General features: G+C 44.4%; 23 protein-coding genes. 5 read left to right on the forward strand and 18 right to left on the reverse strand.

Annotated features, from left to right (window positions below):
- Positions 1 to 142 precede the first annotated feature (142 nt).
- From dnaB to LC036_RS11220, 4 genes are all read right to left on the reverse strand, one after another.
- Positions 143 to 1,504, reverse strand: coding sequence for a replicative DNA helicase (dnaB, locus tag LC036_RS11205; RefSeq protein ID WP_226582248.1), 1,362 nt, complete (start codon positions 1,502 to 1,504; stop codon positions 143 to 145).
- A gap of 137 nt (positions 1,505 to 1,641) precedes the next feature.
- Entirely contained in the window at positions 1,642 to 2,088 is a 447-nt protein-coding gene (gene rplI, locus LC036_RS11210) for a 50S ribosomal protein L9 (protein WP_226582251.1), read from the reverse strand.
- On the reverse strand, positions 2,085 to 4,058 hold the full coding sequence (locus tag LC036_RS11215; RefSeq protein ID WP_226582254.1) for a DHH family phosphoesterase: 1,974 nt from the start codon (positions 4,056 to 4,058) through the stop codon (positions 2,085 to 2,087). The genes rplI and LC036_RS11215 overlap by 4 nt, the downstream gene beginning before the upstream one ends.
- Positions 4,059 to 4,087: 29 nt before the next feature.
- Positions 4,088 to 5,041, reverse strand: a complete 954-nt coding sequence (locus tag LC036_RS11220; RefSeq protein WP_226582257.1) for a YybS family protein — start codon at positions 5,039 to 5,041, stop codon at positions 4,088 to 4,090.
- Positions 5,042 to 5,206: 165 nt separating this feature from the next.
- Here LC036_RS11220 and LC036_RS11225 point away from each other — a divergent pair, with 165 nt between their 5' ends.
- Both LC036_RS11225 and LC036_RS11230 read left to right on the forward strand, forming a co-directional pair.
- Complete coding sequence (locus tag LC036_RS11225; protein ID WP_226582260.1) at positions 5,207 to 6,028, forward strand: histidinol-phosphatase HisJ family protein; 822 nt, start codon at positions 5,207 to 5,209, stop codon at positions 6,026 to 6,028.
- Between the two features lies 1 nt (position 6,029).
- Entirely contained in the window at positions 6,030 to 6,566 is a 537-nt protein-coding gene (locus LC036_RS11230) for an NUDIX hydrolase (RefSeq protein ID WP_226582262.1), read from the forward strand.
- 454 nt (positions 6,567 to 7,020) lie between these two features.
- Here the strand turns inward: LC036_RS11230 and serA are convergent, their stop codons facing one another.
- Positions 7,021 to 8,604, reverse strand: a complete 1,584-nt coding sequence (gene serA, locus LC036_RS11235) for a phosphoglycerate dehydrogenase (protein ID WP_226582264.1) — start codon at positions 8,602 to 8,604, stop codon at positions 7,021 to 7,023.
- Between the two features lie 2 nt (positions 8,605 to 8,606).
- Positions 8,607 to 9,767, reverse strand: a complete 1,161-nt coding sequence (locus LC036_RS11240) for a pyridoxal-phosphate-dependent aminotransferase family protein (RefSeq protein ID WP_226582267.1) — start codon at positions 9,765 to 9,767, stop codon at positions 8,607 to 8,609.
- A gap of 298 nt (positions 9,768 to 10,065) precedes the next feature.
- On the opposite strand from LC036_RS11240, the gene LC036_RS11245 reads away from it, so the two are divergent.
- Both LC036_RS11245 and LC036_RS11250 read left to right on the forward strand, forming a co-directional pair.
- Entirely contained in the window at positions 10,066 to 11,712 is a 1,647-nt protein-coding gene (locus LC036_RS11245) for a peptide ABC transporter substrate-binding protein (protein WP_413229884.1), read from the forward strand.
- A 122-nt stretch (positions 11,713 to 11,834) separates the two neighbouring features.
- Entirely contained in the window at positions 11,835 to 12,485 is a 651-nt protein-coding gene (locus tag LC036_RS11250) for a YczE/YyaS/YitT family protein (RefSeq protein ID WP_226582273.1), read from the forward strand.
- Between the two features lie 69 nt (positions 12,486 to 12,554).
- Here LC036_RS11250 and hmpA read toward each other — a convergent pair whose 3' ends face one another.
- The 8 genes from hmpA to LC036_RS11290 all read right to left on the reverse strand — a co-directional run bounded on the left by hmpA (position 12,555) and on the right by LC036_RS11290 (position 18,810).
- Positions 12,555 to 13,781 carry an NO-inducible flavohemoprotein gene (hmpA, locus tag LC036_RS11255; protein WP_226582275.1) on the reverse strand — a complete coding sequence of 409 codons (1,227 nt, stop codon included), beginning with the start codon at positions 13,779 to 13,781 and terminating at the stop codon, positions 12,555 to 12,557.
- Positions 13,782 to 14,060: 279 nt separating this feature from the next.
- Positions 14,061 to 14,288, reverse strand: coding sequence for a 30S ribosomal protein S18 (gene rpsR, locus LC036_RS11260; RefSeq protein ID WP_115822996.1), 228 nt, complete (start codon positions 14,286 to 14,288; stop codon positions 14,061 to 14,063).
- 21 nt (positions 14,289 to 14,309) lie between these two features.
- Positions 14,310 to 14,798, reverse strand: a complete 489-nt coding sequence (gene ssb, locus LC036_RS11265; protein WP_226582278.1) for a single-stranded DNA-binding protein — start codon at positions 14,796 to 14,798, stop codon at positions 14,310 to 14,312.
- A gap of 12 nt (positions 14,799 to 14,810) precedes the next feature.
- The gene (rpsF, locus tag LC036_RS11270; RefSeq protein ID WP_226582281.1) at positions 14,811 to 15,104 is read right to left on the reverse strand and encodes a 30S ribosomal protein S6; all 294 of its coding nucleotides are present in this window, start codon (positions 15,102 to 15,104) and stop codon (positions 14,811 to 14,813) included.
- 136 nt (positions 15,105 to 15,240) lie between these two features.
- A complete protein-coding gene (gene ychF / locus LC036_RS11275) occupies positions 15,241 to 16,338 on the reverse strand; it encodes a redox-regulated ATPase YchF (protein ID WP_226582284.1) in 1,098 nt (365 codons plus the stop codon).
- Positions 16,339 to 16,619: 281 nt separating this feature from the next.
- A complete protein-coding gene (locus tag LC036_RS11280; protein ID WP_226582286.1) occupies positions 16,620 to 16,814 on the reverse strand; it encodes a DUF951 domain-containing protein in 195 nt (64 codons plus the stop codon).
- Positions 16,815 to 16,828: 14 nt separating this feature from the next.
- Entirely contained in the window at positions 16,829 to 17,740 is a 912-nt protein-coding gene (locus tag LC036_RS11285; protein ID WP_413229874.1) for a mechanosensitive ion channel family protein, read from the reverse strand.
- A 50-nt stretch (positions 17,741 to 17,790) separates the two neighbouring features.
- Positions 17,791 to 18,810, reverse strand: a complete 1,020-nt coding sequence (locus LC036_RS11290; RefSeq protein WP_226582289.1) for a hypothetical protein — start codon at positions 18,808 to 18,810, stop codon at positions 17,791 to 17,793.
- A gap of 89 nt (positions 18,811 to 18,899) precedes the next feature.
- Here LC036_RS11290 and yyaC point away from each other — a divergent pair, with 89 nt between their 5' ends.
- On the forward strand, positions 18,900 to 19,526 hold the full coding sequence (gene yyaC / locus LC036_RS11295; protein WP_226582292.1) for a spore protease YyaC: 627 nt from the start codon (positions 18,900 to 18,902) through the stop codon (positions 19,524 to 19,526).
- Positions 19,527 to 19,528: 2 nt separating this feature from the next.
- On the opposite strand, the gene LC036_RS11300 is transcribed toward yyaC, so the two are convergent.
- The 4 genes from LC036_RS11300 to noc form a co-directional block, all read right to left on the reverse strand.
- On the reverse strand, positions 19,529 to 20,233 hold the full coding sequence (locus LC036_RS11300; RefSeq protein ID WP_226582295.1) for a DUF554 domain-containing protein: 705 nt from the start codon (positions 20,231 to 20,233) through the stop codon (positions 19,529 to 19,531).
- 69 nt (positions 20,234 to 20,302) lie between these two features.
- Positions 20,303 to 21,142: a ParB/RepB/Spo0J family partition protein gene (locus tag LC036_RS11305; RefSeq protein ID WP_226582297.1), complete on the reverse strand. Its 840-nt coding sequence runs from the start codon at positions 21,140 to 21,142 to the stop codon at positions 20,303 to 20,305.
- On the reverse strand, positions 21,123 to 21,896 hold the full coding sequence (locus LC036_RS11310) for a ParA family protein (RefSeq protein ID WP_226582299.1): 774 nt from the start codon (positions 21,894 to 21,896) through the stop codon (positions 21,123 to 21,125). Before LC036_RS11310 ends, LC036_RS11305 begins: the two co-directional genes overlap by 20 nt.
- Positions 21,897 to 22,006: 110 nt before the next feature.
- Positions 22,007 to 22,870 carry a nucleoid occlusion protein gene (gene noc, locus LC036_RS11315; RefSeq protein ID WP_226582301.1) on the reverse strand — a complete coding sequence of 288 codons (864 nt, stop codon included), beginning with the start codon at positions 22,868 to 22,870 and terminating at the stop codon, positions 22,007 to 22,009.
- Positions 22,871 to 23,417 lie beyond the last annotated feature (547 nt).

Here is a 23,417-nt window from a genome sequence, read left to right on the forward strand (position 1 = left end):
GATCATCCATGGTCCAGCGTGACTCTCTGGGAGGCGTAATGGACCATGATGCATCATAGATGGCCGTTCAGGCCAGTATCCACCTAAAAGGATCCAAAAAAAGACGCTCGGCCAGATTTCAGTCTGGTTCGAGCGTCTTCTTCTACGCAGGCGGAACATCGGCATCGGTGTAACGATGATCCAAGTCCACGAATTTGTTGTATTCTTTCACAAAGGCAAGCTCCACGTTACCGACCGGACCGTTACGCTGCTTGGCAATAATGATTTCAATGATGTTTTGGTTTTCTGATTCCTGATCATAATAGTCATCACGATAAAGGAAGCCGACAATATCCGCATCCTGCTCAATGGAACCCGACTCACGCAGGTCCGACATCATCGGGCGCTTATCCTGACGGGACTCTACTCCACGGGACAACTGAGACAGGGCGATCAGCGGTACATTTAACTCACGTGCCAGACCTTTCAAGGAACGGGAGATCTCAGATACTTCCTGCTGACGGTTCTCCTTAGAGTTCGCACTTCCCTGAATGAGCTGCAGGTAGTCAATCAGGATCATTCCAAGGCCGTGCTCCTGAGCGAGGCGGCGGCATTTAGAACGAATCTCACTCACGCGGACACCCGGCGTGTCGTCAATATAGATGCCGGCATTGGATAAGCTACCCATCGCCATCGTCAGTTTATTCCAGTCTTCTGTTTCTAAATGACCCGTTCTTAACCTCTGGGCATCGATATTCCCCTCTGCACACAGCATACGGGAGACAAGCTGGTCTGCTCCCATCTCCAAGCTGAAGATCGCCACGTTCTCATCCGTATGAACAGCAACGTTTTGAGCGATATTCAACGCAAACGCTGTCTTACCCATGGAAGGACGGGCGGCGATGATAATTAAATCATTTCGTTGGAAACCAGATGTGATATGGTCGAGGTCACGATACCCAGTCGGGATCCCGGTCGTGTTTCCATCGTTATGATGCAGCTGCTCGATGTTATCATACACATCAATCAGAACATCTTTAATGCTTTTGAAGGCACTGGAATTCTTACGTTGGGATACTTCAAGGATATCTTTCTCCGCTGCGTTAAGGACATCCTCTAAATCCTCTTCCTCAGAATAACCCGTCGTTACAATGTTGGTAGCTGTTCGGATCAGGCTTCTCAACGTCGACTTTTCACTAACGATACTCGTATAGTAGGAGATATTGGCAGCTGTCGGAACAGAATTTGCAATATCGGTTAAATAGGAAACCCCGCCGACTTCTTCCAATACTTTATTATTGGAGAGAGCCGTGGTGACCGTAACCAAATCAATCGGCTCGCCTTTATCTGAAAGCGTGAGCATCACCTCAAAAATACGCTGGTGACTCGCTCGGTAAAAATCTTCGGGTAGCAAATATTCTGCGGCTGTAGACATCGCTTCAGGTTCTAAAAAGACCGCACCGAGAACCGCCTGTTCGGCTTCTATATTATGGGGCGGGGTACGATCATTCCACATTTCACTCACTAGCTTTTCCTCCTCTAAATCTATAAACACTTCAATGACTGCCATATTCATAAGCTTTTACAGCTAAGCAGGGGCAGTCAAAATAGAAGCGCCCAAGAAATCCATGGCGATGGACTGGGCGCTTGATGATCGTGCACTTACTTCTCTTCGATATGGACACGGATCGTACCTGTTACTTCAGGGTGAAGTTTTACCGGTACATTGCTGTATCCTAACGTACGGATCGGGTCATCAAGCTCGATCTTACGTTTATCAATCTTGATCTGGTGATCTTTTTTCAGCTGTTCGGCAATCTGCTTACTTGTAATGGAACCGAAAAGACGGCCATTGTCACCAGATTTAGCTGATAGTTTCACTTCCAGGTTCGCAAGTGTTTCTTTCAACTGCTTCGCTTCTTCTACTTCTTCCTGTGCTTTCTGCTCCTGCTTGGCATCTTTCGCTTTTTGAGCCTGCACGTTTCCTTTAGTGGCTTCTACAGCCAGGTTATTTTTAAGCAGGTAGTTGCGGGCATAGCCGTCATTGACTTCTTTAATCTCGCCCTTTTTCCCTTTTCCTTTTACATCCGCTTTAAATATTACTCTCATTCTGTGTCTCCCCCTTCAAAATATTCATCAATAATATCTTGCAGCAACGCGCGCGCATCTTCAATCGTTGTGTCTTCTAGCTGGGTGGCCGCATTCGTTAAGTGGCCGCCGCCGTTCATCTTCTCCATGATGACCTGAACGTTGATATCACCGAGAGAACGTGCGCTGATTCCAATCCTTCCGTCTTTACGCTCGGAAATGACAAATGAGGATACAATTCCGCTCATCGTAAGCAGGGTATCCGCGGCCTGGGCAATGATGACCGGGCCGTATGTTTCTCCGTGATCTCCTGATGAAATGGCGATTCCGTCCCGGTAGACAGATGCCCGTTCAATCAATTTACTCCTGCGTATATAGACATCCAGGTCTTCTTTCATAAACTTCTGTACTTGTACGGTATCGGCTCCTTTTGACCGTAAGTAGGAGGCCGCATCAAAGGTCCTTGACCCCGTTCGTAACGTAAAGCTTTTCGTATCGACGATAATCCCGGCAAGCAGCGCTGTCGATTCCAGCATCGATAGTTTCAGTTTCTTCGGCTGATACTCGAGAAGTTCTGTCACTAGTTCGGCTGTAGAAGACGCGTATGGCTCCATGTAAACGAGCGTCGGATCAGCTATGAATTCTTCCGCTCTACGGTGGTGATCGATGACAACGACATGTTCGGTCTTCGACAACAATTTCTCCTCAATGACCATCGATGGTTTGTGGGTATCCACGACAACCAGCAGCGTATCATTTGTCACCATTTCCATTGCATCCTCCGGCGGGATGAAATAATGCCAGAGATCTTCATCTTTCTCAATTTCTTCAACCATGCGTTGAACACCCGTATCAATATCATCCGGATCCAGCACAATGGCTGCTTTTTTATCGTTGGCCTGGGCAATCTTCAGAATACCAATCGACGCACCCACAGAATCCATGTCCGGGGACTTGTGTCCCATGATCAGCACTTTTTCACTTTCCTGAACCAATTCTTTCATCGCATGGGAGATGACACGGGCACGGACTCTTGTACGTTTCTCCATCGGGTTTGTTTTCCCGCCGTAGAACCGGACTTTACCAGAGTCATCCTTGATCGCTACCTGATCTCCCCCACGGCCTAAAGCTAGATCGAGGCTGGACTGAGACAACTCCCCTAATTCTGGAAGACTGACAGGACCGACGCCGATACCAAAACTCAAAGTCAGCGGTACATTTTGATCGGTAATCAATTCGCGGACATCATCAAGAATCTCAAACTTGGCTTTTTCCAAGGTGTAGAGAATCTCCTGATTCATGACCGCCATAAACCGCTCTTGAGACGTACGCTTCAAGTAGATGCCGTAGTCGCCCGCCCATTTATTTAAAATAGACGTAACCTGGGAATTGATATGGCTTTTGGCTGTATCATCCATTCCCTGTGTAATTTCTTCATAGTTATCCAGAAAGATAATGGAAAGGACGGTCTGCTCACTTTGATAAAGATTATGAATCTCTGTCTGCTTCGTACGATCAAAGAGATAAAGCAGACGCTCTTTACTTTTAATGACCGTTTGAAATTTATAACCGTCAACGGTAATCCAAACCTCACCCTGTTCATCTTTCACTGACGGAATCAATTGGTCGGACAACTTCTTCAACGATTCTCCGACAATCGTATCCTCATCTGTAAATTGATTCATATAAGGGTTTGCCCATTCAATCATATAGTTCTCACTATAAAGGATGATTCCAATAGGCATTTCCAGTAATGCCTCTTCCCCCACTTTTTTCACGCGATAGGAGAGGGTGGAGATATATTCTTCTGTTTCATTAATCATGTTCTGTTCTGTACGGACACTATAGAATATAGATGCTGCCAGAAAGAGCGTCATCATAAGTCCAAGCATCCATTGATAGTACCAGATAAACGAAAGCAGAATTAAAGAGATCAAATAAATGATCCATAAATGTCCGCTCATTGTCGATTTTTTAAAGAAATTTGGCATTACATTCAGCTCCTACCGTCTTCTCCGAGCTAACTTTCCTTCTTCTGAGCAATCCGATCCCTTAATGGGAATCCTGTATCAATTATACCTAAGATTCTTACAAGATACAGTAGGATTCCAGGAAGAAGTAACGAAAAAACAACGACTAAAATCGGAATTGCTTTCGACCAGTTTTTCACGGACGCATAATAAAAAACAAACGAAAAACCTTGAATAACAAGAAGCGTTCCAGTCACAATCATCACGTTGATGGCTGCGAGGTATAACAAACCCTGGCCGTCACCAGCTGCCATATTTAAAATCATAGAAAGTAAGTAATACCACAATATGGAAGTCGGCAAACGGAACTGGTTGAATTTCGTGAAGGAAAAGGATTTATTTTCAATCCGGTTGATCAATTTATACGAAAGCCACTGACTGACAAAAGCAAAAATAACACCAGTCATCACGAGAATACTTGGAATTAAATCAGGAAGGAAAGCTACAAATTCCCGTAACTCCTCAATTCTAGCTTCCATTTGATCGGCCTGCCCAAGCATCGAGAAGATTCCTTCAGACATAGCAAAGGATTGATCAAAGGCTTTCATCACTTCATCTGCGAGATTGACACCCATGACCATCTGTATAAGTAAATACGTACTTAAAAGAGAGAAGATAAAGCCAATGGAACCAATCGCGAGCGTTTCATAAGGGGATCTTTTTTCATTTAACGTACCGCCTAAGGCTATACCTCCGACACCCGCAAGCAGTGTGAACGGCAGCGCAACAATATTTGCAAATAATATAGTGAAGACCGTTGCACTAATAAACATGAGAAGGCCGGATTTCCAACCATGACGGTAACTATATAAAACAAACGGAACGGGTAATACGAGTAGCAAAAGGGAGCCGACAATCCCGGGCATGAAAATAATTACCAATAACAATAGCAGATATATGCCGGTCATTAAAGCCCCTTCGGTTAATCTTTTTGTGTTGTTCATGATCTGTAAAGCACCTCTATTTCTCTGCGTCTAACCCTAACCACCCTATTTTAACATACTCCTCCCATTGTCTTCTCCCCTCAGCCTCCAAATCCCTGTCGGTCATTTTGGTGATTTTTACCGATTTTTGTTATGATAAATGAAATTCGAGTGAGGAGGGCAATTATGCGGACAGACTACCATGTGCATATGGCGGAAACCGGAAACTTAGATGTCGACTACCTACGAACGTACATAAACAAAGCTAAGGAAGAGGGCATTCAGGAACTAGGCATTTCAGAACACGCCTACTTCTTTCAGGAAACGAGACCTATTCTTTCTAATCCATGGGTGGAAAATCGAAGGACGCTTGATTTCGATACCTATCAAAAAATGTTCGATGAGGCGCGTGAAGAAGGATTGCAGATAAAAATGGGTGTGGAAATGGACTATATGCCGGGAAAAGAAAAAGAGATGGAAGCGTTCATCTCCGCCCACCCCTTTGATTACGTGATTGGGTCTGTCCATTGGATTGATGATTGGGGCATTGATCTTGCCATTTACCGTGATGAATACGAGAAGAGGGACTTAAAGGAAGTCTACCGACAGTACTTTGACCGTGTCGTTACACTTGCCGAGTCCGGCCTTTTCGACTTTGTGGGCCACATTGACGTCATTAAAGTGTTTGGCTACCGCCCCGAAGACCGGGATTTTCTTAACGAGCAGTACCGGCGTGCTGTTAAGGCTCTTGCTAAAACAAACACTTGTATTGAAATCAGCACAGCTGGATTAAGGAAACCTGTAGGCGAATTGTATCCGGATCCTGATCTGCTCCGCTTATGCAAGGAGGAAGGCGTCGGAATCGTTCTCTGTTCTGATGCTCATAAACCCGATCACATTGGCTACCGTTACGACAAAGCCATTGAACTGGCTAAATCAGCCGGGTATACCCATGTCCACACCTTCTCGAATAGAGAAGCTTCGATCCATCCGATAGAGGAAGAGTAAGATGAGGTTATTGGATAAGCAGTTAGGGATGGACTCATCTGAAAAAGCAGGGTACCCGGTTAAACAAAGGACAGCCGTCAGGGCTGTCCTTATTCAAGACGGAAAAATCCTTATGGTGAAATCGAACCGTGGCGATTACAAACTGCCCGGCGGGGGCGTGGAAGAAGAAAGTACAGAGGAAGCTCTCATACGTGAAATAGCAGAAGAAACCGGATTTCTTAACTGCACCGTACATGAGTACCTGGGCGGGGTGGTAGAAAGACATATCGATATCTATGACGCTTCGTTTGTATTTGAAATGACTTCTCACTATTATCTTTGCGAGTGGTATGGGGACAAAGGTTCTCAGCAGCTGGAAGAGTATGAAGCAGAGGAAGAGTACACGCCTGTATGGGTCGATGTAAACGAAGCTGTTTCAGAAAATGAACGTGTCCTTTCTCAATCCGAACAAACGCCATGGATTACGAGGGAAAATTATGTGCTGGCTGAATTAAGAGATAGTTCTCTTTTTCAAGAGGCTCTTAAACCTACCTATTGATTTCATTTCATCCGTAAGACCTGCTTTCACGTACCGTGAACTGATTTTTCTGAAACGAAAAGACTAATGATTCGTATGTAAGGGAGAAGCAGCTTTCACCTGGAGGTGTTTACGATTTTCTTTATTTTTACGATTCTTTTTGGGTTATGCCTCTTATTTTTCCCCTTACAAGGAATCAAGAATATTAAAACGGAGAAAACAAGTTACAAAGTCATCCGGCTTGTTTTCCTAGGATTAGCTCTTATCCTCATCACAGCAGGTGTTATTGACTTATTTAGCTTTATCAACAACCCGGAAGATTACTTGTGATGAGGTAAATAAGTGCAACTTGAAAAATATTAAAAAAGCGCAGCGTCCAACAGACGCTGCGCTTTTTTCATTCGTTTTAATAACTAATCGGTGCTCCTGGTCCAACAGGAATACCTAAGGACCTTATTACACTCTGTAAAACTACTTATAACGTAAGATACTGGACCTGGTTGATTTCCTCAATAGCTGCCAAACGCTCAGCACTTTCCTCTTCAACCTCTTTATCCACCGTCAACACCATCACAGCTTCTCCACCTTCGTTCGTACGGCCAACCTGCATCGTTGCAATGTTTACCTGTTGTTCAGCAAGCAGACTTCCCACTCTGCCGATTGCACCAGGCTGGTCGGTATGGCGGATGACAATCAAATGGCCATCCGGAATCACATCAATAGAATATTGATCCAACTGAACGATACGTGCTCCGAGGCCATTTAATAGTGTCCCGGCAACGCTTCGTTTCTCCTGATCCGTTTCGATCTCGACGGTAATGAGGTTGGTAAACCCTTTGGTACGTGTCGACTTTTGTTCATTAATCGTGATTCCCTTGTCAGAAGCTGTTTTAAATGCGTTGACGTCGTTAACACGGCTGCCAAGGTGACGGCTTAAGATCCCTTTTACAGAAATCCTGGTCAAAGGCATCGTATCCACGTCAAGCAGCTCCCCGCTGTAATAAACATTTACTCGTTCCAATGTCCCTTCCGTTATACGGGAAAGGAAAGTGCCAAGGCGTTCAGAAAGTTTGAAGTATGGAGACAGCTTCTCCATCATTTCAGAAGACACAGACGGCAGATTGACAGGATTCTTCACCGTTCCGCCTCTCAGCATTTCCAACACATCAAAGCTGACATCTGTCGCAACATTCTCCTGTGCTTCAATCGTGCTTGCTCCCAGGTGAGGCGTAGCAATGACTTCTGAAAGAGAAAGCAGCGGGTGCTCTGTAGCCGGTTCTTCTTCAAACACATCTAAAGCCGCTCCAGCTATTTTTCCAGATTGGATCGCTTCGTAAAGCGCATTTTCTTCAACGATTCCTCCGCGGGCACAGTTTAAAATGCGGGCTCCCGTTTTCATCATGGCTATAGCATCTTCATTAATTAAATGCTTCGTTTTTTCTATAAGCGGGGTATGAACCGTTAGAAAGTCTGCCTGCTGAAGCACTTCTTCCAAGGAACCATGGGTCACGCCGGCTTTTTTCGCTTTTTCTTCATTTAAGAAAGGGTCAAAAGCGACTACTTTCATCCGGTGGCCCTGAGCTCGCTGGGCTACTTCACGACCGATCCGGCCAAAGCCGACAATTCCTAAGACTTTATCCTTCAGCTCCACCCCTACAAATTTCTTACGCTCCCACTTTTTCTGCTTCAACTGATGGTAGGCCTGCGGGATGTTCCGGGCAAGGGACATCAGCATCGCCATCGTATGTTCCGCTGTAGAAATGGTATTCCCATCCGGTGCATTGACAACAACAATTCCGTTCTCTGTTGCTGCATCCAGGTCGATATTGTCGACACCCACTCCCGCACGTCCGATGATCTTCAGATGAGGGGCGTGTTCAATGACTTCTCTCGTCACCTGCGTCTGACTCCTTACAATTAAGGCTTCCGCAGAACCAACCGCTTCCAAAAGCTGTTCATGAGAAAGAGACGAATCTTGAATCGTTTCGATATCTTCTGCTTCTAATAACGGTCGAATCCCATCTTCACTTAATGGATCACTAATTAATACACGATGCATCGTTAATCCTCCCTCGTATGTTTCAAGTACGCAGCCTGAGCAGCAGCCACCCCGGCTCCCGGTGTGAACTCATGCCCCAGGCGCTTTAAGACAATTTCAATAATGCTGATGTACTGCAGTACATTCGCCGGTCGACAGTACCCCATGTGACCAATTCTGAAAATCTGACCTTTCATATGTTTCTGTCCACCCGCTAAAATCAGACCGAATTCTTCCTTGGCCACTTTCCTGAACTGCTCCGCTTCAAACGTCTCCGGTTTAATGGATGTAACGGTGGAAGAAGCATCTTCATCAGATACAAGCAGGGGCAGATTGAGTGCGCGTGCTGCCTCTCTCGTCATCTCTTTCATTACCAGGTGGCGGTGATAGACGTTCTCCAGACCTTCCTCTTCGACGAGATGAAGCATCTGCTGTAAGCCAAACAATAAGGACAAAGCAGGTGTGAAAGGGGTCTGGCCTGCCTGCAGCTGTTTTCTATATACGTTCAGATCCAAATAAAAGCGGGGCCTTGGATTTTGTTCAATGACAGGCCATACCTCTTCTCGAACCGCTACGAATGCAAGTCCTGGAGGAAGCATCATCGCTTTTTGAGATCCTGTTACTAAGATATCGATTCCAGAGCCATCCATGTCCAATTCCGCTCCTCCAATGGAGGATACGCCGTCAACGATGACTAAAGCAGAACTCATTTCCTTCACACGCTCCGCTGCCTTTTCTATCGGGTGCATGACCCCTGTAGATGTTTCGCAATGAGTCAAAAAGACGGCCTTCACATTGGAGTTTTCCCGTAAAGCTCGTTCTACCTGATCGACTTCAACAGCTTCTCCCCAAGGGACATCTATACGTGTAACGTTCAATTCGTACGTTTCACATATCTGGGCAAAACGGTCTCCAAAAGCACCGGCTACAACAACGAGAACGTCATCTCCTGGCTGCGTGACGTTAACAACCGCGGACTCCAATGCAGATGTACCGCTTCCTGTAACAACAAGAACGTCTCCGGATGTTCCGAAAACAGGTTTTAACCGTGGAGCAATATCATTCATCAATTCTTTACATTTCTCACCGCGGTGGCCGATCATCGGTTGATTCATACTTCTTTCAACACTTGGTGGTATCGGAGTGGGCCCCGGGGTGTGAAGTAAATCCCATTCACGCTTCATATCGACTAGAACCTCCTCTAAATGGCTATCTTTTCATCTCATCGACGCTTTCATACGTTAGATTAAGAAATGATATTCTATAATCCTATCAAAAGCACATCCAATGTCAATCTAATTAGAATATTCTATTTATCGCCTGCTGTCTCATATATGCCGGGGACTTTGTCCTATTTTATCGAAAAAATTATTTTGATTTTTCTCATATTTATCTGTATAATTCGGAAATGTAATTATTTTTAGAAAATTTGGAATAGGGGGAATCAATTTGAAGAAACAACTAGTATTGCTTCTAACTTTGATGTTTGTTCTCGTTCTTGCTGCCTGCAGCGGAGGAGGAGACAGTGAAACAACAAACACAGAAGGAGAAAGCTCCGATGAAAATACATCAGAAGACAGCGGTGCTTCTGGAGATCAGGAAATTACCGTAACAGCTAAAAGTGAAATTCCAAGTATGGACCCTTCTTTAATCACAGACTCTGTAGGGTTCCAGTGGGCTGGAGAAACACATGAGGGCCTTTACCGACTGGATGAAAACGGACAGTTGGTCGATGGAATGGCTGAAAGCTCTGAGGTAAGTGATGATGGACTTACATGGACATTTAAACTACGTGATGCAGAATGGTCCAATGGCGATCCTGTAACTGCAAACGACTTCGTTTATGCATGGAGAAGAGCGGTTGATCCGGAAGTAGGTTCTGAATACGGACCTTATTTCCTTGGCGGCATCATTAAAAATGCCCAGGCAATCAGTAACGGGGAAGCAGAGCTTGAGGAATTAGGCGCGAAAGCTGAAGACGATAAGACGTTAGTCGTTAACTTGGAAAAACCGGTTCCTTATTTTGAATCCATGACGGTATTCATTACCTTCATGCCTTTGAACCAGGACTTTGTTGAAGAGCATGGCGATAAGCACGCAACAGAAGCTGAGTACACACTGGCGAACGGTCCGTTTAAAATGACGGAATGGAACCACGGCGAAGGCTGGACAATTGAAAAGAATGAATCGTATTGGGATGCCGATACCGTTCAACTTGATAAAGTCAACGCTAAAGTAATCAAAGAAGTATCCACCGGCGTAAACTTGTATGACTCTGGTGAAATTGATCAAACCGAACTAAACGCAGAATTCGTGGATAAATATCGTACGGATAACGCGTTTGAAATTGTTGAAAAACCATACTTATATTTCTTCAAATTCAACCAGGAAGCTAATGACGCCCTGGCTAACGTAAATGTACGTAAAGCTATTTCTTACGGAATCGACCGTCAAGGATTAGTTGATACAATTCTTAATGACGGATCCGTTGCAGCGGAAGGTTATGTACCTTCAAACTTCGTATCTATGCCTGATAGCGGGGAAGGATTCCGGGAAGCTCAAGGCGCATTGGTTGAATCCAATGCAGAAAAAGCACAGGAACACTGGCAGAAAGCTTTGGAAGAACTAGGAACAGATTCCGTTGAGATTGAGCTTTTAGGTGACGATACAGGCACATCTAAAGATGCTCTTGCTTATTACAAGAACCAACTGGAAGAAAACCTTGAAGGTCTAACGATCAAACTTCTTGAAGTTCCTTTCAAAGAACGTGTTCGTCGCGACAGTGCTTCTGAATTTGAAATGGAAGCTGCTACATGGGGACCTGACTATGTGGACCCGAATACTTACTTGAACATGTACGTCACAGATGGACAAAACAATAACATGAACTACTCAAGCGAAGAGTATGATTCTTTAATTGAAAAAGCCAATGGCGAGTACGCTCAGCAGCCGGAGAAACGTTACGAAACGTTCCTGGAAGCTGAAAGACTCCTTCTTGAAGAAGATGCAGCTGTCGCACCTATTTATCAGGATGCGAAAGCCCAGCTTTTCCGCCCATCCATTAAAGGTGTCTATTCAACAGCAACCGGCCCTGAATTTGAATTCAAATGGGCTTCAGTAGAAGAGTAATAAAATAACTCAGGGGACAGAAGAGAAATCTTCTGTCTCTTTTTTTATGTCCGATTTATTCCTTGAAAGGGGAGGGGGTTTCACGATATAGTCTCCTAAGATGTAGAAAAAGGGGCGATCCTATGAAGCTTGTATATCGTAGAGTGTTTTATTATACTCTCGGGATTCTCGTTATGACGCTTGGGATTGCACTTACCATTCAATCCAAGCTGGGAACTTCTCCGTTCGATGCTCTCCTCGTCGGTCTGTACCGGACATTCGGACTGACGATCGGCAGCTGGGAGATTGTTGTAGGTTTTAGTATGATTGTCTTTAATGCAATAGCTGAAAAGAGGCGGCCGGAATTACTGGCTGTAGCCACCTCGTTATTTACCGGAGTAGGAATCGACTTCTGGGTGTTTGCCATCAGAGGTTGGATGCATCCCGATCAATTCCTTCCACAATTCCTCTGTCTAACGGTGGGCATGATGATTGCAGGGATTGGTATTGCCGTAAACTTACAGGCCGATTTTGCCCCCAACCCCTTTGACAGAATGATGCTCGTGGTGAGCAGCCTGACCGGCTGGAACGTTACGGTATCAAGAGCACTTATCAGCATATTCCTCGTTCTGTTAGCCGCATTATTTGGTGGAGCCATTGGACTTGGAACCGTACTGATTACCTTATTCAGTGGAGCTATCATTCATAAATGCATGGGCTGGATAGACAAGCTGGACCGTCATTTTGTACCAGATCCACGGAAGACCGGGCAAACGATCAACGACCGCTATTAATATTCTCTGTTCCATGAAAACAAAAGCGTCACTATAAAAAAAGAAGGAGAGCTATAGGCTCTCCTTCTTTTAATTTTGTAACTTTTCTTTCGGTCCAAAGAACTCATAGTGAATGTATTCCTCTGGCACATTCCAGTCCTGTAAAGCTTTATACACGCTCTCCATAAATCCCTCCGGGCCGCAGATATAAAACTCTGAGTCATGCGGAACAATGGTTTGGAGCCACTGTAAATCAATATGCCCTTCTTTTTGGAACAAGACGCGCCTTCGATCTTCTTCTGTGGGACGGACATAAATGATGTGTGTGAAAGCAGAGGGATCATCCACCATCTCACCCTTGAGGGCATGATGATTTCCATTTCGCGCGGCATGAATAAAATACACACTGCGTTCCTGCTGCTTTTCACGCGCATACTTTTTCATACTCATTAATGGAGTTACGCCACCCCCTCCACTAATCAACACAAGAGGGCGGTCTGTTTTGTCATCAAGATGAAAATCACCCGCAGGGGCACTAACGGGGATGATATCTCCTCGATTCACAGAATCATGAAGCCAATTGGAAACCACCCCGCCTGAATGATCTCCTTCACCTGTTTCACGTTTTACACTAATGCGGTAATGGTTGTTACCTGGAGAATCCGATAGACTGTACTGACGTAAATGGTTGTAGGACTGTTCGGGAATGACCGCTTTAACCGTAATGTATTGTCCGGGTTTGAAAGATAAGAGGGGCTCACCATCTTCAGGTTCTAAATAAAAAGAGGTAATCCCATCCGTTTCTTTTACTTTATCGACTACTCTAAAGTCACGGTATCCTGTCCATCCACCTTTTTTAGTGCGTATGTCTTGATATAATTCTTCTTCGACATCGATAAATACTTGAGCAAGAACCCCATAGGCTTTAGCCCAGGATTTTATAATGTCATCGGTTGCCGCATCTCCAAGCACGTCTTTAATCGCTTTTAACAAATACTCTCCAACAATAGGATAATGCTCAGGCTGTACATTCAAGCTTCTATGTTTTTCAGCGATCTGCCTTACGGTTGGCAGAATTAAACTTAATTGGTCTATATGTTCAGCCGCTGCATAAACCGCATTTGCCAAGGCCTTAGGCTGTTCTCCTGACTGCTGGTGTGTCTGATTAAATAGATGCCTCAACTCCGGGTGGTCCTCAAATAGCTGCTTATAAAAATGACTGGTGATTGCTTCTCCATGTTCAGCCATGACAGGGACGGTCGATTTAATGGTCTGAATGGTATGGTCATCAAGCTGATGCTGCACATGTACGGACATTTTTAAAACCCCTTTACAGATGGATTTAACCTTATAATATTATTATAAAATACTAGAAGGAGGGAACAAGGGTTTATTTATCCTATATTTTTACAGAACTGTGTCTAAAGAGAAGGCTTTGTTAACGTCTGTTTGATTTTTATTTTCTTCCAGGGCCTATCCGTGTGTTAAACGAGGGGGTGAGACGGAAACATTCCTTCGAGCTCAAGTCTTCCGTAAAAAAGACATAAAAAAACCGTGAAGTCTATAGAGACTCCACGGTTTTTAGCGACGCTACTCTTACTCCGTAGTGTAAGGAAGTAGGGCCATTGTACGAGCGCGTTTGATCGCTTTCGTCAATTTACGCTGATATTTTGCAGAAGTTCCAGTTACTCGACGAGGAAGAATTTTTCCACGGTCAGAGACGAAACGTTTTAGCAAATCAACATCTTTAAAGTCGATGTGTGTGATTCCGTTAGCTGTGAAGAAACACACCTTTTTACGTTTTCCGCGTCCACGACGTGCCATGTAGCATTCACTCCTTTCTATTTAGAATGGTAAATCATCATCGGATATATCGATTGGCTCCCCATTATCTGCGAATGGGTCGTCATTTCGTTGGTTGTTATTATTAGAACCGAAGTTGTTTCCTGATGGTTGTTGATTCTGATTTGGCTGGTATCCTGAACCTCCACGGTTTCCTCCACCTTGGGAAGCACCTTTGGATTCTAGGAACTGTACGCTGTCTGCAACAACTTCTGTTACAAACACACGCTTACCTTCCTGGTTATCAAAGCTGCGGGACTGTAAACGTCCATCAACTCCAACTAAGCTTCCTTTACTCATAAAGTTAGCCAGGTTCTCAGCTGCACGTCTCCAGACCACACAATTAATGAAATCGGCATCGCGATCTCCGGAATTGTTGGAAAAAGGACGGTTCACTGCGATTGTAAAGTTGGCAACAGCTACTCCGTTTGGTGTATAGCGTAAATCAGGATCCTTCGTCAATCTGCCGGCTAATACGACACGATTTAACATCAGAACCACTCCTTATTTGTCATCTTCGCGTACAGCGATGTGGCGGATAATATCATCCGTGAACTTCGCTTGACGGTCGAATTCGTTGATTGCTTCACGTGTACCAGTGAAGTCAACCGTTACATAGATTCCATCACGGTAGTCGTTAATTTCGTAAGCAAGACGACGCTTGCCAACTTCTTTAACTTCTTCGATCTCCGCTCCGTTATCAGTTAGGATTTTGCTGAAACGATCTTTGACAGATGTTTTCGCTTCCTCCTCGATGTCTGGGCGGATGATATACATGATTTCGTATTTTCTACTCATCCGTTTTCACCTCCTTATGGACTTGACGGCTCCTTTTCTATCAAAGGAGCAAGGAGTAATTCGTTTAATTACTCACAATAAAGTATTGTACCAAACTTGTCCGTGATTGACAACCTTTCAAAGGAAGGATCCTCGCTTATACGTTGAAACGGAAGTGAATAACATCACCATCGCGCACCAAATACTCTTTTCCTTCTAAACGGACACGGCCGCGGTCACGTGCGACAGCCATCGTACCAGCATCAACTAAATCATCATAAGAAACCGTCTCCGCACGGATAAACCCACGCTCGAAATCGGTATGAATGATGCCGGCTGCCTGTGGAGCGGTCATGCCTTCTTTAAATGTCCACGCACGTACCTCTTGTTCACCGGCAGTGAAATAAGTTGCCAGACCCAATAGGTTGTACGTAGCTTTAATGAGCTGATCAAGTCCTGATTCCTCAATACCAAGATCTTCAAGGAATTCATCTTTCTCTTCGCCGTCAAGCTCAGCAATTTCTGATTCAATCTTCGCACAAACCACAATAACTTCAGCATTTTCCTTCGCTGCAAATTCCCGGATCTGCTTCACTTTATCGTTGTCTGCTTCGCCGATTTCATCCTCACTGACGTTTGCTACATAAAGAATCGGCTTGGAAGTTAATAAATGAAGGCCTTTCACGATCTTCTGCTGATCACTGCTGAATTCAACCGCGCGGGCAGGTGTTTCTGCTTCCAACGCTTCTTTCAGCTTCTCAAGTACAGCGTACTCAGCAACCGCTTCTTTATCTTTCTGACGAGCCATCTTAGCGACACGGTCCATACGCTTCGATACGGTCTCCAAGTCGGCAAGGATAAGCTCAAGGTTAATCGTTTCAATATCGGTAATCGGATCCACTTGTCCAGATACGTGTGTGATGTTTTCATCTTCAAACGCACGGACAACGTGACAGATCGCGTCAACCTGGCGGATGTGGGATAGGAATTGGTTCCCCAGTCCTTCCCCTTTACTTGCGCCCTTAACAATTCCTGCGATATCTGTGAATTCAAAAGCTGTCGGAACGGTTTTTTTCGGGTTTACAAGCTCGGTCAGCTTATCCAGACGACTATCCGGAACTTCCACGATCCCAACGTTCGGATCTATTGTGGCGAACGGGTAGTTCGCAGACAAAGCGCCCGCTTGTGTAATTGCGTTAAATAGCGTAGATTTTCCTACGTTCGGTAAACCTACGATTCCTGCTGTTAGTGCCATATGAGACTTTCACTCCTTAAGGATTTACATACATGCATGTTCGTCCATTTAATTATAGATTCTGTACTTTAAAATAACAACCTATGCAAAATGCAGCAATAGGGTCGAAAACTTTCCTAAAATTCCTTTTTTCACAATAACAAATGAAAAGTCAGCTGCCAAAGGAATACAGTAAAAGAAGTTTCATGGAATATTTCTTCCTCACTCATAACTTTAAGCCCCCAGAAAAAAGGGGAAAAACCAAAAAGAAACCTTCCGAATGATCGGAAGGAGAGTGGTTGTTATTCGCTTGTTTCTAATACCTTCTTCATTTTCGTTTCAAATTTGCGGCGTGGAACGAGAACGCTGTGTCCGCAGCCTTCACATTTAATTCGAATATCGGCCCCCATTCGAATAATCTTCCAGCGGTTTTCTCCACATGGATGGGGTTTTTTCATTTGCACGATATCATTAAGTTCATAAGTTTTTTCAGCCATCGGGCAGGCCCTCCTTATTCATCTGGATTTTGTGGGAGATTGTTTTGATCTTCACGTGAATACAGAACCATTCGTGGGAATGGAATCTCAATTCCTTCCTGGTCTAAACGATTTTTCACTTCTTTCCGGATCATACGGGCAATGACCCAGTGCTCCATAGGATTCACTTCGGACATGATCCTCATAACAACATCAGATGCCCCAAGGCTTTGTACTCCTAATAGTTCCGGTACATTGATCATAGATTCATAACGGCTCGGAAGTTCTTTTAATAGTTCTGAAATAACTTTTTCAGCTTTTTCAATATCCTCTTCATAAGCAATGCTTACATCGACGACAGCGATACTGTTATGCATAGAGAAGTTTGTTACTTGTGTCACATTTCCATTAGGGAGGATATGTACTTCTCCTGTCCAGGCTTTGACTTTACATGTCCTGAGTCCGACTTCTTCCACAAATCCTTCTACACCTGAGGTGCGGATATAATCCCCGACAGAGAACTGGTCTTCAAAAATGATGAAAAATCCAGAAATCACATCCCGAACAAGGTTCTGCGCACCGAAACCGATGGCCAGACCGGCCACCCCGGCACCAGCGAGAAGAGCGGCAATATCCAAGGTGAATGTATCCAGGATCATAATAAACGCAACAAAATAGACGACATACGATAAGGTGTTGATGACGAGCTTGTTCAGTGTCGCTTCACGACGTTGTGAAATTTGAAAAGGACCCCTCCGCTTATTGGCGAAGAAACGGGTGATGACTCCTCTTCCAATCCGAATCACTAAAAACGCAATCAACAAAATTAAAATGATTTTAACTGCACCTATTGTGATATTGAACCATAATTCCGGTCCAGTTACATATTCGACGATCTCATCCCATTTCGTCTTTGCATCATTTACTGTTTTTTCAACATCTTCCACCGCTTTCCCTCCTGCTTTTCTATGAATATGACATTCATTTTAACAGGTTTCTAGCGAATTTTGAATCTGGAAGTAACGGGGTATATAAGTAGGGCAACCAGCACATATAGATTCAGGATTCCATATAGAGGATACAAATATTCAATAAGCGTCGAGAACCCGAAGGATGTAAAGGGAAGCATGACAGCAATCACCGCCATAGCCAGGATCCAAAGGGGCTGCCTGACATATTCTCTAAACCTTGTAACAAGTCCGAGCGTTCCTGAAGCAGCGGTTGTAAAAATAGCAATCCATAAAATAATCGACATAAAAATCATCATTTCATAAGGATAGTGTTTAAGAATAGCGAAAAGGGGGATTTCATAGAGAATAATATCTTCTGAAATTTGAATCAGACTGTTGTTGTAAAGATAGGAAACCGCACCGAGGATGACGCCACTTCCGACACTCGCAATCCAAATTTCTCCTTTATGGCGGACCTGGTTGCCGATCGCGCCGAGCACTGCAATCAGCGGAAGAATGTTCAGCGCTGTAAATGGGAAGGCAGCCATCCAATTACTCATTTCATGCACATGGCCAAAAAGAGACAGCTCCTGATCTTTTATGAAGAGAATGAGGACAAACAAGAGTCCTGAAATCAACAAAGGTAAAACGAAACTATTTACAACCACAATCCCTTTGACATCCCATACAAAAAGCAGAATCAGTGGAATGACAATGGCAAGGACGCCAATGCGGTAGGAAAAATTAAAGGCCTGCCATGTAGCACCGCTTCCTGCGAGCATAACGACGGTTGTTGTAAAGAGGTAGACGATAATCATCCAATCGTACACTCCCGTTAAATGCCTGCCGACAATAGCCCGGAGAACAGGTAAATAATGACCGGTTTGTTTTTTATAGCTGATATCCAAAATAACTTTACAGCAGCAGATAAACATAAGGGCAAATAATAAGATGGCCACACCACTGTTATCTCCAAAGAACTGCCATAATTCCCTCCCGGAAGCATATCCTGCGCCGATGATTGTCCCTATGATTAAAAACATCCACTTGCATCCTGCTTTTAGCATGCCTGTTCCTCCACATCTATGTATTTGTCACGTATAGAAAGACGGACAACCTTATATACTGTTACTACTATGTGTCTGGAGGAGAAGCTATGAATTTCAAGGACAAGTTTTCGAAAGAAGAGCGGCGCGTCAGCACGGATGATCCAGTCATGAGTGACCTGCTGAGCACTTATTTACAAGAATGGCTTCCGCCTTCAAAGGAAATCATCATTGCCTGTATTGGGACGGACCGATCTACGGGGGATTCCTTTGGGCCTCTTGTAGGTTCTATGCTTTATGAACAGTCTATTGAAACCTTTAAAATTTATGGAACCTTAGAAGATCCTCTGCACGCTTTAAATTTAAAGGAACGGCTGATGGACATCCGCAGGAATCATTCCAATCCCTATATCCTGGCCGTTGACGCCTGCTTAGGAAAATCATCATCTGTCGGTTCCGTTATATTAGGAAAAGGTTCACTCAGCCCGGGATCGGCATTAAAAAAAGACCTTCCGCCTGTAGGTCAGATGCACATCAGCGGAATGGTCAATGTTAGTGGTTTTATGGAACATGTGGTATTACAGAATACGAGACTGCACGTCGTGATGCAGATGGCTGCTAAAGTAGCAGCAGCCATTCAGCTGACAGAGGCGAAACGCCGGCAGGTCCGCAGAGACACGGCCGCTTTTCGAACGTTTACCACCTCAAGTTACCCGTTTAAGAAAATCATCCGGTAAAACTAAAACAGCTGCGCTGCGGCTAACACAAATCCGACCACCAAGAGGGAAGGAAGCAGGTTGGCCACTCTGATTTTCGTCAACTTCAACAAGTTCAATCCGATGGCTACAATCAACAGACCACCTGTAGCCGTCATTTCTACGATGAATAAATCAAGCATCTGCTGAGGGATCCAGTGATTAATCTGAGTGGCAAGCAAAGCGATCGACCCTTCATAAAGGACGACTGGAATGATAGAAAAGATCACCCCGATGCCAAGGGTCGTGGTCAGCACAAGCGAAATAAAACCATCAATGATGGCTTTTGTAATTAATACTTCATGGTCATTTCTCAAGCCACTGTCGAGGGCTCCAATGACAGCTAGCGCGCCAATCACAAAGATGAGAGAAGCAGTAATAAACCCCTGGGCGAGACTTGAGGTCTGATCAGGCTTTGTAAATTTGCGCTCCATCCATCTTCCTATGTACTCAAGCTTGCTTTCTAAACGCGCCGCCTCGCCAAGAATAGCCCCGATAAGTAAGCTGAGGAGGACAATGACGATATTTTCTGTTTCAAAGGCCATCTGGAGTCCGATTAATAAAACGGCAAGGCCGACCCCGCTCATCACCGTTTCTTTATACCTTTCAGGGATCTTTGTAAAAAACAGACCTAACAGCGTCCCCACACCTATACATAAGCCGTTTACAAGTGTACCTAATAAAACCATACCATTCTCTCCAGTACCAAGTTATCCCATGACATAGAATAAACCAGAGACTAGGCAGCCTCTGATTTTTTACTTTTCATTATGGAAGAACTGTAAAATTCGTTCTAAATCCTCTTCGTTTGTAAACTCGATTTCTATTTTGCCTTTACGTTTACCTTTATGAATTTTCACACCTGTACCCAGGCTGCTCCGCAGGTTTTCTTCCCGTTCCTTAAGGAAGATATCCTTTGGAGATGATTTATCTTTTTTCTTTTCTTTCTTCTGATTCATTTCATTAATGAGACGTTCAACCTGGCGTACATTCAAGGATTCCTTCTCAATGCGTTCGACAAGCTTCAGCTGTTCTTCGCGGCTTTTCACGCCTAGAAGAGCACGTCCATGTCCCATAGACAGTTTCCCTTCATTAATCTTTCGAGTCACTTCCACAGGCAGGGCGAGCAGCCGGATCAGATTGGCAATATGGGACCGGCTTTTCCCGAGCCGGTGAGATAAGATTTCCTGGGTGATGTTTAATTCCTTCATCAACTGCTCGTAGGAACGTGCTTCTTCAATAGGGGACAGGTCTTCTCTTTGAAGGTTCTCAAGCAGACCGATTTCCATCATCTGTTCATCCGTCAACTCTTTGACAAGAGCAGGGACTTGTTCAAGTTTGGCTTTTTGGGCAGCACGGAAACGTCGTTCTCCTGCGACAATTTCATACCCTTTAATACTTTTACGCACAATTAAAGGCTGAAGAATTCCGTGTTCTTCAATTGATTGCTGCAACCCAAGGAGGGCCTCCTCATCAAATTGCTTCCGAGGCTGGTAGGGATTGGGACGGCAGTCTTTAACTGCGATCTCCTGGAGCTGATCTTCTTCGATGGAACCGGTGAAAAGAGAATCCAGACCTTTACCTAACCTTCTCACCATTCTCAATCACTTCCTTTGCTAATTCTAGATACACCTCAGCACCACGGGACTTGGCATCGTAAAGAATAGCAGGTCTCCCATGACTTGGGGCTTCACTCAAACGCACATTACGGGGAATGATGGATTGATAAACTTTATCTTGAAAATATTTCTTTACTTCTTCGATGACTTGAATTCCTAGATTGGTTCTTGCATCAAGCATAGTTAACAGAACACCTTCCACCATCAAATGTTTATTGAGATGCTTTTGAACGAGGCGGACCGTATTCAAAAGTTGACTGAGGCCCTCAAGCGCATAATACTCGCACTGAACAGGAATCAGAACAGAATCAGACGCTGTCAACGCGTTCAGCGTAAGCAGACCTAAAGAAGGCGGACAGTCAATGATGACATAATCGTAATCCTGCTTGATTTGGTCCATTGATTTTTTCAAACGGACTTCTCTTGATATCGTCGGTACAAGCTCTATTTCCGCTCCCGCCAGCTGTATAGTAGCCGGAAGGGCATCTAAATTGGGAACCAGCGTGGAGGTTTTTACCTGTTCAGCCTTCCTGTCGTCAACAAGGACGTCATAAATACACTGATCCAAGTCTCCTTTTTCAACGCCCACACCACTGGTCGCATTTCCTTGTGGATCAATATCGACTAAAAGCACCTTATAATCCAGATAGGCTAAACAAGCACTTAAATTAACGGCGGTTGTTGTCTTGCCCACCCCGCCTTTTTGATTCGCAATGGAAATTACTTTCCCCATGATGTCACCTGCCCTGTGTTTTTTATCATTTTACCATTTATTTCAAAACCATAGGCGTTATGACTTAAAAAAAGCCCCATCTCCACATAAGTCAAGATGGGTGGTTCGGGCTATGATTTTTTCTTCGGAATTTTAATTGTGATCTGGTAATAGTCATCATGATCTTCTTCGTCTGTTTCTAAATTAATTCCGGTGTCCGTCACCATATTCAAAGACTGGCGGATGGTATTCATCGCAATCCGCATATCTTTATTGACACCTTTGAGTGTCGGCTTCTTTTTCTTTGGCTTAGGATCACTGAGTTTAGCAATGCGTTCTTCCGTCTGCTTTACGTTCAGCTGCTTCTCGATGATCTCTGCTAAAACTTTCTCCTGCAATTCTGCATCTTTCAATCCGATAAGCGCCCGTGCATGCCTTTCGGTAATCTTTTTATCCATAATCGCCTGCTGAACGGTTTCTGGCAGCTTTAACAATCGAATCTTGTTGGCAATGGTAGATTGGCTCTTTCCAAGCCGCTGAGCAAGTGCTTCCTGCGTCAATTGTTGCAGTTCAATCAATTTTGCATAAGCTAACGCCTCTTCTATGACGGTCAATTCTTCCCGCTGCAGGTTTTCAATCAGGGCGACCGAAGCGGTCTGGGAGTCACTCATATCGCGGATAATGGCGGGAACGCTCTCCCACCCCAGAGACTGGACGGCACGCCATCTGCGTTCACCAGCTATCAATTCATAATCTTCTTCATTTAACCGACGGAGAACGATCGGCTGAATCATCCCATGTGTATGTATCGTCTGGGCAAGTTCGCTGATCTTCTCATGATTAAATATCGCTCGAGGTTGGTAACGGTTGGGCTGTACATGGTCAACGGGAACTTGTACAACTTCGTCGGGGCTGTAGCCTTCTTCTTCATTGTTGTCATTATCGGAATCCGGTTTGTCCCCTAGCCCGAATAAACGACCAAAAGGATGTAACACGATCAGACACCACCTTTATACGATCGAGCATACGCTTATTCATATCAATAAGTCTTTTTTGGAACATAAAAAGCGCCGCAGGCTTAGTAGCTGCTGCGCATACGTATGCCGTTTTTTCATTTCTATTTTTATTTTATCATATTTAATCTATGAAAAGTATCTTCATGATTGAAGAAATATAGAGGGCATTTGTCGAAAGTGCGCCTATTTTCCACGATCCTCACCCCTGTTATGCGGTTTATCCCTCATCCATCTATGACTTTTTTGACAAATCCAGTCGATAGATTTTGCTATCGGCTTTCTTTTTTCCTTTTGGCAGAAACTTTTTTCGTACATGTGTAAACAAAACCATCATGTTAATTGGTGTAGTAAGTTCTGTTCTTCTACGGGAAATTGAAGGGCTCTCAAATAGTGAAGAGGAAACGAAGAAATCCCAGGGAGGATTCTTAAGGGGAAGGACGGGTTTTTGAGGCGTGGACACTAAAGGGTCCATTCATGTATCCAGAAGGAGAGGAAGGGAAGGGAGGACGGTCGATAAACAGGAAGC

The organism is Halobacillus litoralis (assembly GCF_020524025.1).
Classification (GTDB): domain Bacteria; phylum Bacillota; class Bacilli; order Bacillales; family Halobacillaceae; genus Halobacillus; species Halobacillus litoralis_D.